Annotated in this window: 10 protein-coding genes and 2 pseudogenes; 6 read left to right on the top strand and 6 right to left on the bottom strand. The window is 73.7% G+C overall.

The window, feature by feature from the left end:
* Window positions 1-211: pseudogene (locus tag ACIQOV_RS07090) on the bottom strand (hypothetical protein); the annotation flags it as partial.
* Window positions 212-413: 202 nt separating this feature from the next.
* Between ACIQOV_RS07090 and ACIQOV_RS07085 the strand changes: the two are divergent.
* Window positions 414-1,181, top strand: a complete 768-nt coding sequence (locus ACIQOV_RS07085; protein ID WP_359902690.1) for a hypothetical protein — start codon at window positions 414-416, stop codon at window positions 1,179-1,181.
* 135 nt (window positions 1,182-1,316) lie between these two features.
* Window positions 1,317-1,874: a membrane protein insertion efficiency factor YidD gene (gene yidD / locus ACIQOV_RS07080; protein ID WP_401045832.1), complete on the top strand. Its 558-nt coding sequence runs from the start codon at window positions 1,317-1,319 to the stop codon at window positions 1,872-1,874.
* Between the two features lie 107 nt (window positions 1,875-1,981).
* Here the strand turns inward: yidD and ACIQOV_RS07075 are convergent, their stop codons facing one another.
* Window positions 1,982-4,342, bottom strand: coding sequence for a glycosyl hydrolase family 18 protein (locus ACIQOV_RS07075; RefSeq protein WP_401045829.1), 2,361 nt, complete (start codon window positions 4,340-4,342; stop codon window positions 1,982-1,984).
* A 313-nt stretch (window positions 4,343-4,655) separates the two neighbouring features.
* Here ACIQOV_RS07075 and ACIQOV_RS07070 point away from each other — a divergent pair, with 313 nt between their 5' ends.
* Window positions 4,656-5,303, top strand: a complete 648-nt coding sequence (locus tag ACIQOV_RS07070; RefSeq protein WP_401045826.1) for a class I SAM-dependent methyltransferase — start codon at window positions 4,656-4,658, stop codon at window positions 5,301-5,303.
* A 108-nt stretch (window positions 5,304-5,411) separates the two neighbouring features.
* The gene (locus ACIQOV_RS07065) at window positions 5,412-6,542 is read left to right on the top strand and encodes a hypothetical protein (protein ID WP_401045823.1); all 1,131 of its coding nucleotides are present in this window, start codon (window positions 5,412-5,414) and stop codon (window positions 6,540-6,542) included.
* Here the strand turns inward: ACIQOV_RS07065 and ACIQOV_RS07060 are convergent.
* Entirely contained in the window at window positions 6,529-8,775 is a 2,247-nt protein-coding gene (locus tag ACIQOV_RS07060; protein WP_401045821.1) for a hypothetical protein, read from the bottom strand. The genes ACIQOV_RS07065 and ACIQOV_RS07060 overlap by 14 nt on opposite strands.
* Before the next feature lie 379 nt (window positions 8,776-9,154).
* Here ACIQOV_RS07060 and ACIQOV_RS07055 point away from each other — a divergent pair, with 379 nt between their 5' ends.
* Window positions 9,155-9,742 (top strand): TerD family protein, encoded by a 588-nt coding sequence (locus ACIQOV_RS07055; RefSeq protein ID WP_359902675.1) that lies wholly within the window; start codon window positions 9,155-9,157, stop codon window positions 9,740-9,742.
* A gap of 30 nt (window positions 9,743-9,772) precedes the next feature.
* Here ACIQOV_RS07055 and ACIQOV_RS07050 read toward each other — a convergent pair whose 3' ends face one another.
* Both ACIQOV_RS07050 and ACIQOV_RS07045 read right to left on the bottom strand, forming a co-directional pair.
* A complete protein-coding gene (locus ACIQOV_RS07050; RefSeq protein WP_401045817.1) occupies window positions 9,773-11,431 on the bottom strand; it encodes an ABC transporter permease in 1,659 nt (552 codons plus the stop codon).
* Entirely contained in the window at window positions 11,428-12,354 is a 927-nt protein-coding gene (locus ACIQOV_RS07045; protein WP_401045815.1) for an ABC transporter ATP-binding protein, read from the bottom strand. Before ACIQOV_RS07045 ends, ACIQOV_RS07050 begins: the two co-directional genes overlap by 4 nt.
* 92 nt (window positions 12,355-12,446) lie before the next feature.
* On the opposite strand from ACIQOV_RS07045, the gene ACIQOV_RS07040 reads away from it, so the two are divergent.
* Window positions 12,447-12,956, top strand: a complete 510-nt coding sequence (locus tag ACIQOV_RS07040) for a GbsR/MarR family transcriptional regulator (protein ID WP_401045813.1) — start codon at window positions 12,447-12,449, stop codon at window positions 12,954-12,956.
* Window positions 12,957-13,104: 148 nt separating this feature from the next.
* Here ACIQOV_RS07040 and ACIQOV_RS07035 read toward each other — a convergent pair.
* Window positions 13,105-13,204 (bottom strand): annotated as a pseudogene (locus ACIQOV_RS07035) (transposase); the annotation flags it as partial.

Genomic DNA, 13,204 nt, shown 5'->3' with positions numbered 1-13,204 from the left:
CTGTGCCCGTTCCGGACCCCGTGGCCCCCGTGCCGGCGGCCCCGAGCCCGGTCGCGCCCAGCCCCGCGGCCTCGCCGAGCGCGGTGCGTCCGAGCCCGCTGTGGCCGACCCCGTCGGCTCGACCGGTGTTCCACGCCCCGGCGACGAAGCCCGCGCCCATGGCCCGGCACCACCAGGGCATCTCGATGACCACCACGATGCTGATGATCATGGTTCCTGCCGTGATCGCGGCGGCTGCCCTGCGGCCGGGTCGCGGTGGCCGAGGACGCGGTGGCCGCTCGGGTCCGTCCTGACCGTCTCCCGGCGGTCCGTCGACCGGTTTCCGGTCGGCGGCGGCCCCGCCCCTGCGGCCCGGGGCCGCCCCCTGAACCTTTTCCTTTCCGTCACAAGCCAAGCCAGAGAAGGGAGTTCCCATGTCCGAGTGGGTGGCGTTGATCATCGCCATGGCGTCGGCCTGTGCCGTCGTCGTGGCGGTGGTGGTGCTCAGGCAGCGCCGACCGATCGAGGAGAGCACCGACGAGACCCCGGACGTCATCGAGTACATCACGATGATGATCGGGGTGGTCTACGCGATCGTCCTCGGCCTCGCCATCGCGGGTGTCTGGGAGGCGCGCGGCGCCGCACAGGACGACCTGTTCCGCGAGGCGCAGTCGCTGCGCGAGGTGAGCGACCGCGCGGTGATCTACCCGGTGGAGTTCCGGGACCAGGTCCGGGCCGACGTGGACGCCTACGTCTCGTACGTCGTGAACACCGAGTGGGACTACATGAAGGAGAACGGGGCGATCACCGAGAAGGGCGACCAGCTGCTCCAGAAGCTCCAGAACGACGTCGCCACCCGGGCGCCCGCCTCCGACCTGGAGTCGCAGTCCTACCAGCCGATCATGGACCGGGTCAGCGAGGCATCGGAGGCCCGCAATTCGCGCGGGCAGAACGCCGGGCCGACGATGCCCGGGGTGGTCTGGCTCGGTCTGATCGGCGGTGCGGTGGTGACCGTCGGCATGCTGTTCGCGCTGCAGATCCGGCGCACGCCGCGGGAGTTGACCCTGGCGCTCTGCTTCAGCGTGCTGATCGCCTTCCTGCTGTTCATGATCTGGGACTTCGACAATCCGTTCTCCCGGAGCGTGTCGGTGACCACCCAGCCGTTCGAGGACCTCTTCCCCTCGCTCAACCTCGGCGGCTGAGCGGGCGGAATCCGCTCGGTGTCGGCTCGGTGTCGGCTCGGCCTCCGCCCGGGATCCGGCCAGGTGATCTTCGGATAATCTGGCCCGGATTGTCGGGGGCCGGCCCCGGCGGAAGGAACAAGGGGATTCTCAGCAGTGTCCGACCCGACGCCGGATCTCGGCGCCCACTACCCGCCGGCCCGCCCGGAGCGCGCCTGGTTGTGGCTGCCCGCCTCGGAACGGCTCCGGCGGAAGAAGCAGCGCCGGATGTGGGAGGAGTACCGGAAGCGCTACCGCCCGGAGGACGAGGCCAAGGCCCGGCGGCGCAAGCACCTCCGGGACGAGGGTACGGACTGCTGCCTCGACGGCTGCTGCGAGTTCGCCGACCCCTGCCTGATCGCCCTGATCCCGGTGATGATGGTCTCCGGCGTCCGGTTCGCCCTCACCGGCGCGCGCGGACGCCGGACGGCCGACCCGTCGGCCCCCGCCCCGCGCGGGTTCGCGGCCGGAGTGCTGTACGGCGCGGTGCGCCACTACCGCACCGAGGTCAGCCCCCGGCGTCCGGCCTGCTGCCCGTACACGCCGTCCTGCTCGACCTACGCGGTGCAGGCACTGCACCGGCACGGCGCGCTGCGCGGGGCCCGGCTGACGGCCGGACGGCTGCTGCGCTGCCGCCCGGGCGCCGGCGGGACGGACCCGGTGCCGCCGCGCTGAGCCGCGTCGACTCTCGGGCGGTCGAGGCACGGAGGCACGGACGGCCCGCGCGGAGTTTCCGCGCGGGCCGCCGCTCATGCACTCATGCGCTCATGGCCGACGGGGCGTCAGCGCAGGCTGCTGTCCATCGAGTTGAGCATCGTGCCGGAGGCGTCGTCGTTCTCCAGGGAGAAGGCGAACAGCCCGCCCAGGCCCTTGCTCTTGGCGTAGGCCCCGCGCGCCTGGACGGCCTGCGGAGTGTCGCCGGTCCAGAAGTTGGTGCCGTCGTAGACCCAGCTGCTCTCGGTGACCGGGTCCCAGTGGGTCTGCGCCGCGGTCGGGTTGAGCTCCTTCCAGGCGGCCAGGCCGGCCTCCTGGCTCAGCGGCTTCTTCGCCGTCGGGCCGGTCGCGCTCTGGTACAGGCCGTAGTTGGAGCCGGCCGGGACGCCGGTCCAGCCGCGCCAGTAGAACGGGATGCCCAGCACGATCTTGTTCGCCGGGAAGCCGCCGGGGATGCCGTACTCGGGCAGGCCGGTGGTGTACGCGGCGATCGTGGTGTCCACGTTGTACTTGCGGGTGCCCGGGGTGATCGGTGTGGTCGGGTCGGCCGGGCTGTCGTGCAGCGGGTCCTGGTGGTTGGTCGGGCCGGTGGCGTCCCACGCGCCGTGCATGTCGTAGGACATCACGTCGGCGTAGTCCAGGTAGGCGCCGATCTTGTCGGTCTCCAGCTGGGCGACCTTGTCCTGGCCGCTGGGCAGCGCGGCGGTCAGCAGGTACCGCTTGCCCTGGGCGGCGCCGAGGGCGTCCAGCTGGGTGCGGAACTCCTTGAGCAGCAGGGTGTAGTTCTGCTTGTCGGCCGCGGAGTAGTGGTTGCCGGTGTGGCCGCCGGCCGAGCCCGGGTACTCCCAGTCGAGGTCGACGCCGTCGAAGAGGCCCGCCGCCGAGGCCGGGCCGCCGGAGGCGTCACCGGCCACGCCGGTCGGCAGGTTCCCCTTGAGGAACATGTCGACGCAGGAGGAGACGAAGGCCTTGCGGGAGGAGTCGGTGGCCGCCGCGTCGGAGAAGTACTTGGAGTACGTCCAGCCGCCGATCGAGATGGTGAGGCGCAGGTTCGGGTACTTGGCCTTCAGCTGCCGGAGCTGGTTGAAGTTGCCCTTGAGCGGCTGCTCCCAGGTGTCGCTGCTGCCGTCCACACTGGTGCCGGCGCCGTAGTCGGCCTGGTAGTCGGCGTAGGCGTCGCCCGCGCCGTCACCGGCGTTCGGGTTGGACTCGTTGGCCGAGTCGGAGGCCTTCACCGCCTGGAAGCAGGTGAACTTCGTGGGGTCGATGTTGGCGAACGCGTAGTGGACGACGTCCAGCTTGGCCGCCGCGCCGCTGGTGTCGACGTTCTTCGCGTTGTACGCGTTCTCGTAGACGCCCCACTGGTCGAAGTAGGCCGAGCGGACCGGCTGCTGGGCCGGGGCGGCCGCGGTCGTGGTGCTCACCGGGGCGGACTGGGCGGAGGCGTGGCTGCCGGAGTAGCCCTGGACGCTGAAGGTGTAGCTCTTGCCCGGCAGCAGCGAGCTGACCGCGACGGAGGTGCCCATCGAGGTGGCGACGAGCTGGCCGTTGGACCACACCTTGTAGGCGACGGCGCCGTCACCGCTGGTGAGGGTGGAGGGCTGCCAGGTGAGCACCACCGCGTTGGACGTCGTCCTGGTGACCGCGAAGCCGGTCGGGGTGGTGACCTTGCCGTCCCCGGCCGGGCCGCTCGCGGTGGCCGTCGGGGTCGGGGTGGTGGTCGTGGGGGTGCCGGTCGGGCTGTTGGTCGCCGTCGGGCTGCCGGTGGCGGTCGGGCTGCCGGTCGCCGTGGGGCTCGCGGTCGCGGTCGGGCTGGCCGTGGCGGTCGGACTGGTGGTGGCCGTGGGGCTGGCGGTCGCGGTGGGCCCGGCCGGGCCGGTCAGGGTGAGGTCGTCCGCGTAGTACGTGCCGGTGCCGTACCAGCCGTGGGTGAAGACCGTGACGGAGGTCGTGGTGGCACCGGTGGTGAAGGTGGTGCTCAGCTGGTTCCAGCCGGTCCCGCCCGGCGTCCACACCGAGGAGTTGACGCCGGTACCGGTGGCGCCCAGGTAGACGTAGCTGCCCTGGACCCAGCCGGCCAGGGTGTACGTGGTGTTCGGCTGGACGGCGACGGTCTGCTGGCACTGCGCGGTGTCGGCGGCCGAGGCGGCGCCGCTGAGCGCGCGGCTCCCGCCGTGCACCGGGGTGGTGACGACGGACCCGTTGGAGCAGGTCCAGCCGGCCAGGGTGCCGGTCTCGAAGTCGCCGTTGGCCAGCAGGTTGACCGGGGCGGCCGAGGCGGAGCCGAAGGTCAGGGCGATGGCGGCGCCGCTGGTGGTCAGGGTGGCGGCCAGGGCCAGCGCGGTGGCCCGCCTGCGCTGGGCGGCCCGGCGGCCGGCACGCTCCCCGGCGGGGTTGGCGGGCCGTGCGGGCATGACGCGATCGTGCATGCGGTGGGTCCTCCGGATGTGTGGGGGTTCCGGCGGTGCGGTGGCCCGGACGGGCCGAGGGGAGCCGGCCCGGGCGCGGTGGGGGCGCGCGGGCTGGTGACACGTGCTGACGAGCGGTGCGCGGACACGACGGGCGGTCGGCCCGTGCACGTCACGACTGAACAGATTGGACTGGACCAATATTCGCCGTCAAGGGTGTCCGCCCGCTGGACCGCCTCCGGCCCCGGCGGCGGCCCCGGACAGCGGCGGCCGGGGTGGCGCGGGCCCGGTAGGTTGGCCGGTACGAGCAGGCCCGTCGAACGCAGGAGGCGCGATGGACAGCCAGGACTGGGACGACCGCTACGCCGCGAGCGAGCTGGTGTGGGGCGCGGCGCCCAACCAGTGGGTGGTCCGTGAACTGACCGGCCGCACCCCCGGCCACGCCCTCGACCTCGCCGCCGGAGAGGGCCGCAACGCCATCTGGCTGGCCGCTCAGGGCTGGGAGGTCACCGGACTGGACTTCTCCGCCGTCGCCCTGGAGCGCGCCGAACGGCTCACCGCCGACCTGCCCGACGAGGTCGCCGACCGGCTCACCTGGCGCCACGGCGACGCCCGCGCCTTCGAGGCCCCCGCCGCCGGCTACGACCTCGTCCTGGTCGCCTACCTCCAGATCCCGGCCTCGGGCCGCCGGGCCGCTCTGCGCCGCGCCGCCGACGCGCTCGCCCCCGGCGGCACCCTGCTCGTCATCGGGCACGACCTGAGCAACCTCACCGAGGGCGTCGGCGGCCCGCAGGACCCGGCCGTGCTCTTCACCCCCGAGGACGTCCTGGCCGACCTCGCCGACCGCGGGCTGCGCCCCGTCCGGGCCGAGCGGGTGCACCGTACGGTCGGCGGCGAGCCCGGGCACAAGGGCGGTGAGGCCGGCGCGGGCGGACGGGTCGCGGTGGACGCGCTGGTGCGGCTGGAGCGCGGCGCCGGGTGACTCCCGGCCGCCGGCCCTCGGGGAGGCCGGCGGCACCTGCCGTCCGGCGGAGCCCGGTCCGCCCGGCGGCGTACGACGGCTGACGAGGCGTCAACTAGCGTGTGAGCCATGAGGATTCGCGTGCTTCCGGCGACCGTGGCCGCCGCGCTGCTGCTGACCGGTTGCGGTGGTGCGGGTCCGGGCTCCGGCTCCGCCGACGAGGAGCGGCCGGGGCCCGGACCGGCCGGCGTGTCGCCGACCGGCCCGCCCTCGGCCGCCGTGCCCTCGGTGGCCGCGCCCTCGGGCAGTGCGCCCCCGGCCGGTGCCGAGCGTCGCGCCGACGGCGCCCAGCTGCTCTACCGCGCCGGGGGCGGCCGCAGCGCGCAGAACCCGGCCTTCTCCCCGGACGGCCGCTCCGTCCTGCTGACCGAGTTCAGCGGGGGCTACAACAAGGGCGCCGCCGCCCTCGGCGTCCTGTCACTGGACGGCGGCGCCCCGCGCACGGTGCTGGAGGACCCCGACCGGGCGGCCGTCAACCTCCCGGGCGCCAGCTGGAACGCGGCCGCCGACGCCTTCGCCTTCGCCACCGACCGGGAGTCCGGGCACGACGAGATCTGGCTGATGCGGCCGGGCGGCGCCCCCGAGCGGGTGACCGGGCACGCCGACGGCAGTGGCTACAGCGAGCCGAGTTTCTCCCCGGACGGCGAGTGGATCGTCTTCCAGCAGAGCCGGGAGCCGGAGCACGCCGCCGTGCCGGGCGACGCGGCCGAACAACAGGACTCGCTCTGGAAGGTCCGCCGCGGCGGCGGCGCTCCCGTCCTGCTGGTGGACGGCCGGGGCACCGGCACCGACAACCGGCAGCCGAACTGGTCCCCGACGGGCGACCGGATCGTCTTCCAGCGGCGGAGCGCGGGCCGCGAGGACTGGTCGCTGTGGACGGTGGACCCGGACGGCGGCGGACTGCGGCGGGTCACCGGGGCGCCGGGCGAGCACACCGACCCGAGCTGGTCCCCGGACGGCCGCTACCTGGTCTTCTCCTCCACCCTGGGCGACCTGCCGAACGCCCAGGTCTTCGTGCTGGAGGCGGCCGGCGGCACTCCCGTCCGGGTGACCCGCGACGACGGCGCCTACGACGGCGCGCCGAGCTGGTCCCCGGACGGGCGGTGGATCGCCTTCGAGTCCGCCCCGGGCGGCGAGGCCGGCCCCGCCGCCCTCTGGCGCATCCCGGCGCCCGGCCCGGTGTCCGTCAGCCGACGGTGATCGTCACCACCGAGTACTGCGCGACGGTCAGCGGCACGCTGACCGTCCCGCCGGTGACGGTGTACGGGACGGCCTTGGGCGCCGGGTCGGTGCCGTCCGGACTCGCGACGGTGACGGCGGAGACGCTCGCCCCGGCCGGGAGGGCCCAGGAGAGCGTGCAGTTGGCGGGCGCGCTGCGGAACGCCGCCGGGGTGTCGCCGAAGTTGGTGAAGTTCACCAGGTGGACGACGGTGTCGGTGCCGAGCCGTCGGGCGTCCAGGAAGATCCGGCGGTCCCCGGCCAGGGTGACCTCCGGCGGGGCGGACTGGCGAACGGCGGTGAGCAGTTGGTCGGCCGAGGCCTGGTCGGTCCTGGTGAGGTAGCTCAGCCCGGGCAGCGCCTTGACGTACCAACAGCTGCCGCTGCCGTAGGAGTTCTGCCTGGTGGCGGGCAACGGGTCGGCCCTGCGCAGGCCGAGCACGTCGGAGAGCGCGAACTCGCTGCGCTGTCCGCCCAGTTCGTCGAGCGCGGTGGGTGCCGGTCCGGTGATCACGATCGTCCCGCCGGCCGCGACGAACCCGCGCAGCAGCGCCGCCTCGGCGTCCGAGACCGCCTGGAGGTTGGGCAGCAGCAGGACCTTGAACCGGGCCAGGTCGTCGGCGGTCAGGCCGGGGCTGGGCACCGTGTCGAACGGGACGTGGGCGTAGACCAGCGCCTTGACGGTGCCCCGGAACTCACCGAGCCAGGGCAGCGAGGCGCAGCTCATCTCCGGGTCGTCGCCGCCCCACCAGTCGGCGATCCCGGCCGGGGCCGTGGCGTTGACGTACATCCCGTTGCCCTCGCCGGGGGACACGTAGTCCCGGGACGGCGCGGAGTGGTAGACGCCGACCCGCGCGATCGACACCGGGTCGTAGAGCCTGGTCTGGTTGGTGCGCACGAAGCGGTACATCCGGGTGCGCATCGCGGCGTCCACGGTGTCGTTCTTGAACGGGGTCTTCACCTCGTACGGGTTGCAGCCGGCCGCGATCAGCTGGGACATCACCAGCGAGGCGTCGTCGGCCTGCCAGCCGTAGGAGAACGCCCAGGCCGGCTTGGTGCCGCTGGCGGCGCGGGCGTACTTGTACATGGAGATCAGGCAGACCCAGTCGGCGGCGGTGGCGTGCCGCATGCCGTCGTAGTTGCCGAGGATGTCCACCTCCCAGACCTGGCCGACGGCGCCGGGGGCCTGGCGCAGGTAGCCGCCGTCCAGGCCGATCGAGGTGGCGTAGCGGTAGTCCATCGACACGGTCTCGACGAAGGTGACCAGGTCGGGGTTGACCGAGCGGCCGGCGTCGGCGATGTCCAGCTGGAACCGGAGCAGGTTGCGGTGGCGCCACTCGACGTAGCGGCGGAAGACCGGGTCGGCGAAGTTCGCGGCCTTGGGCAGGGCGAGGCCGGTGTCGGCCTTGAACGCGGCCGCGCCCCAGGTGGAGGCGTCGCACCAGGAGAGCACGCCGTCGAAGTAGATCGGGACGTCCGGCCAGATGCCGTCCACACCGGTCGCGGCCACGCCCTTGATCCGCTTGAGGTAGTAGTCCCGCCAGGGCGAGTTGGGGCTGAGCCAGACGCTCTCGTCGCCCGGGTCGACCCAGACCACCACGCTGCCGTAGAACACGTTGGGCTTGCCGGCGAGGTCGCGCTGGACCCAGTTCTTGCCCTGGTCGTTCTTGTAGAAGGAGCGGCCCTTCTCCCCGCCGGGGGAGATCAGCTCCAGCGACGGGTAGTACATGACGACCTTGAGGCCGGCCGCGTGGGCCAGGCCGGTGAACTGCTTCACCTCGGCCATGTGGGCGGCGAACTGGGCGTCGGTGAGCCAGTCGGAGAGCAGGGTGTCCAGCTCGATGACGCTGACCTCCTGCGCCTTGAGGGCGTCCACGGCGCTCTGCATGTCGGCGGGCTCGTTGAAGGTGCCGTCGGCGATGCGGGCGTAGCGGGCCCAGTCCGGCCAGGTCTGCGCGGCGGCTCCGGCGCGCAGCCCGGCGTGGGAGGACGGCCAGAGGCCGTCGTACTGCGCCGTGCCGAAGTCGCTGTCCGGTGCCGGGGCGGCCCAGGCCGTGCCGCCGGGCAGCAGCCGGACGGTGGCCAGCGCGCCGCCGGCGCCGAGGCCGGCCCGGAGCAGCCGGCGCCGGCCGAGGCGGGGTCCCTCCGGTCGCTGCGGTGTTGCGTGCTGTCCGGTTCCGTCGTGCCGTTCGGTTCCTTCGTGCTGCTCGGGCATGGTGGTCCCCCCAGCGAGAGCGGGCGGCGCGCGTCGGCACGGCCCGGGAACGGTCGTGAGCACTGCGAGTCGTGGGTACTTCTCCGTCGTGGGCACGGTGAGGCGTGGGCACCGCGATCGGCGCGTGGACGGCGCGTCGGTGCTGCCGGGCGCCGTCCCGGGGCCGACCCTAGACCGTGTGCCGCCCCGGCCGTCCGGTCGCGGTCCACGGTTACGCCAGACGTCGGACCGCCGGTTCCCTCAGTGTGCGGACCGTTGTCGGGGTGAGGTCCGGGGGAGTACGGGGTACAGGTGCTCGCAGGGCACCGTCGATGATCATAAATTCTCTACAGTGCTGTAGATTCGCGGCACGGACGGTGGCAGAACGGAGGAGGACGCGATGAGCGTTTCGCTGGCCAAGGGGCAGAAGATCAGCCTGGAGAAGCCGGGGGGTGGGCAGCTGAGCCTGGTCCGGATGGGCCTCGGCTGGAAGGCGGCGGAGCGCAAGGGCTTCCTCGCCAAGCTGCTCGCCGCCGGCCGGGAGATCGACCTGGACGCCTCGGCGGTGCTGTTCGCCCAGGGGCGACCGGTGGACGTGGTGTTCTTCCAACACCTCAACAGCAACGACGGTTCGGTCCGGCACAGCGGGGACAACCTGGTCGGCGGCGCGGGCGACGCGACCGACGACGAGTCGATCACGGTCAACCTGACCACCGTCTCCGCCGAGGTCGACCAGATCGTCTTCACCGTCAACTCCTTCACCGGGCAGACCTTTCAGGAGGTCGAGGCGGCGTTCTGCCGGCTCGTGGACGAGACCACCGGCGTCGAGCTGGCGCGCTACACGCTCACCGGCGGCGGCCCGTACACCGCGCAGATCATGGCCAAGGTGCAGCGCACGGAGACCGGCTGGCAGATGGCCGCGATCGGCCAGCCGGCCAGTGGGCGTACCTTCCAGGACCTGATGCCGGAGCTGGTCAAGCACCTCTGATCGCCCGTGGCGGGTTCCGGCGCCCCGGCGTCAGTCGATGTCGCGGCGCCGGAACCCGACCAGGGCCAGGGCGATCAGGGCGGCCGCGACCAGGGTGAGCACGGCGAGCGGCGTCCAGTCCATCGCGGCCGCCGGGAGCCGGGGCACCCGGCCGTACGGGGAGAGCCGCTCCAGGCCCGCGGGGAGGTCGAGCAGCGGGCCCAGGTAGCCGATCACGAAGGCGTACCCGGGCACCAGCCAGGCCAGCGGCGCGGCCCGGGGCAGCCAGCCGTACACCGCGGCGGCGAAACCCACCGTCACCCACTGGGCCGGCGCGAAGGCCAGTGCCGCGCCGGTCAGCCGCAGGAACGCGCCCCCGTCGCCGCTGGACAGCGCCCCGGCCAGGCCGAAGCCCACGCCCGCCGCCAGCAGGACGGCGGTGGAGCCCAGCAGGGCCGCCGCCAGGTGCCCGCCCAGCCAGGCCGACCGTGACACGCCGGTGGCCAGCACCGGCACCGTCCGTCCGGCGCTCTCCTCGGCACGCGGGCGCAGCGTGGCCAGCACCGCGTGGACGCCGCCGAGCACGGCGACCACCAGCATGGTCAGCGCGGCGTAGGAGTCGGCGAGGGTGTGTCCGCCGAGCCGCTCCAGCGCCTCCCGGATCCGGTCGACGTCCCCCAGCATCGAGTCGGCGTCGCCGAGCAGCGAACCGTACATCGCGCCGACCAGCAGCAGGGCGGCCGCGAAGCCGCCGAACAGACCGCGGTGCAGGCGCAGCGCCAGGCCGAACGGGGTGCCCAGGGCCGGGCCGCCGGTGGCGGGGCCGGGACGGGCGGCGCGCAGGCCGGCGCCGTGGTCGCGGCGGCTGCTGAGCGCGAACCCGGCGGCGGCGGTCGCGGCGGTCAGGGCGAGCGCGGGCAGCAGCGGCCACCAGCGGTCGTCCACGAAGGGGTAGCTGCGCTGCAGCCAGCCGATCGGGGAGGCCCAGGAGAGCGCGCCCGAACCGGCGTCCCCGGCGGCGCGCAGCGCGTACGCGCCGCCGAGTACGGCGAGGGCGAGCCCGGAGGCGGTCCGGGCGTGCGCACCGAGCTGGACGGTGACGGCGGCCACCGCGGCGAACAGCAGCCCGGCGAGGGCGGTCGCGGCGCCGTACAGCGCCGATCCGCCGGCGGTGAGGCCGGGGACGCCCAGCGCGGGCAGGCCGGCCGCGAGCAGCAGGCCGAGCGCGAGGTCGGCGACGGCGGCGGTGGCCAGGGCGGCGGCGAGCGGGGCGTGCCGGCCGACGGCGGCCGAGCGGAGCAGTTCGGCGCGGCCGCTCTCCTCCTCGGCCCGGGTGTGCCGGGTGACGGTGAGGACGCTCAGCAGCCCGGCCAGGACGGCCAGCAGACCGAGCATCCGGTGGCCGAGCATGGCGCCCCAGGTGTAGTCGGCCAGGTAGTGGGCCGGTCCGCTCATCGCGAGCATCGCCGGGTTGTCCGAGCCGTGGGCGATGGAGGCGCGGTCGGCGGCGGTCGAGTAGAGGGTGTGGACGCTGTTGGCGGTGGACAGGGTGACCAGCCAGAGGCCGAGCACCCAGGCGGACAGCCGCAGCCGGTCGCGGCGCAGGGCGAAGCGGAGCAGCGTGGTGGTGCCGGCCAGGGTGGTGCGGGTCGCCGTGCGGCGAGGGGCGGCGGTGCGGCCGGTGGCCGGTTCGGCGGCGGTGGCGGTCATCGCAGGGTCTCGCCGTCGGCGCGGTGCCCGTCGGCGGCCGGCTCGTCGCCGTAGTGGCGCAGCATGAGCTCCTCCAGCGTGGGCGGGTGGCTGAGCAGGCCGCGCAGTCCGGCCGCGCTCAGGAGCCGTACCGCGGCGTCGAGTTGGGCGCCGTCCACGGCGAACCGGACCCGGTCGCCCTCGGTGTGCAGGCCGTGCACGCCGGTCAGCGCCTCCAGTCCGGGGACCGGGCGCAGGGTCCGGGCCTCGACGGTGGTGCGGGTGAGGTGGCGCAGCTCGTCGAGGGAGCCGCTCTGCACGACCCGGCCGTGCCGGACGATGCTGACCCGGTCGCCCAGCTTCTCCACCTCGTCCAGGATGTGGCTGGAGAGCAGGACGGTGCGGCCGTCCTCCTTGGCCCGGCGCACGACGTCCTGGAAGACCACCTCCATCAGCGGGTCGAGGCCGGAGGTCGGCTCGTCGAGCAGCAGCAACTCGGCGTCGGAGGCGAGCGCGGCGACGATGGCGACCTTCTGCCGGTTGCCCTTGGAGTAGCTGCGGCCCTTCTTGGTCGGGTCGAGGGCGAAGCGCTCGATCAGCTCGTCGCGGCGGCGGCGGTCGAGCCGGCCGCGCAGCCGGGAGAGCAGGTCGATGGCCTCGCCGCCGGTGAGGTTGGGCCAGAGCTCGACGTCGCCGGGCACGTAGGCGAGGCGGCGGTGCAGCTCGACGGCGTCGTGCCACGGGTCCTTGCCGAGCATGCGGGCGCTGCCGCCGTCGGCGCGCAGCAGGCCGAGCAGGACGCGGATGGTCGTGGACTTCCCGGATCCGTTGGGCCCGAGGAAGCCGTGGACCTCGCCGGTCTCGACGGTGAGGTCGAGGCCGTCCAGCGCGGTGGTCCGGCCGAAGGTCTTGCGGAGGCCGGACAGGGTGATGGCCTTGGTCATGGTTGTGAAGCTATCGTAATTTCAGAAAAACGTGAATATTGGGAAGCGTTAAAGTTCGACAGGGACGAGTGATCACCGGAAAGGGGCTCAGGGTGGTGCAGGGAACGAAGGGGCCGGGGGAGCCCGAGGAGGAGCGCGAGGACAAGGCGCTGTCGGACTTCGTCGAGCGCTTCGCCGCGGAGCTGGTGGTCGCGGGCATGGGCCGGATGCCGTCCCGGATCTTCTCCTGCCTGATGGCGGAGGAGAGCGGAGTGCTCACCTCCGCCGAACTCTCCGAACGGCTGCGGATCAGCCCGGCGGCCGTGTCCGGCGCGATGCGCTACCTGATCCAGGTCGGCCTGGTCGCCAAGGAGCGCGAGCCCGGCTCCCGGCGGGACCGCTACCGGGTGCTCAACGACGTCTGGTTCGAGTCGCTGACCCGGCGCGACGAGATCATGCTGCGCTGGATCCGGGTGCTGCGCGACGGCGAGGCCACCGTCGGCGCCGGCACCGTGGCGGGGGATCGGCTGGCGGAGAGCGCAGCCTTCTTCGAGTTCATGATCGACGAGCTGCACGGGATGCTCGGCCGCTGGCGCGAGCACCGCGCGGCCGGTACGCGGTAGCGGGTCGGCCCGGCGCGGAGCGTCGGCACGGGGTGCGTTCTGCGGCGGGAAGACCGCGCTCACCGGCCCGGTGGAGATCCACCCCCGCGCCGGGGAGCCGCTGCCGACGGTCGGTCGGTGCTGCTCGGTGTTCGACTCCGTGGGCCGGGACGAGGCCGAATGCGGTGGCGTCGTTGACGTTGCCCGGGGTGAGCACGATCGACAGCGGCAGGCCCCGGCCGTCGACGGCGAGGTGGACCTTCGTGGTC

Origin of the sequence: Kitasatospora sp. NPDC091257 (genome assembly GCF_044757675.1) — a bacterium.
Taxonomy (GTDB): Bacteria; Actinomycetota; Actinomycetes; order Streptomycetales; family Streptomycetaceae; genus Kitasatospora; species Kitasatospora lactacystinica.
The sequence above is the reverse complement of the archived record's forward strand: the minus strand, read 5'-3'. Positions and strand labels throughout refer to the sequence as shown.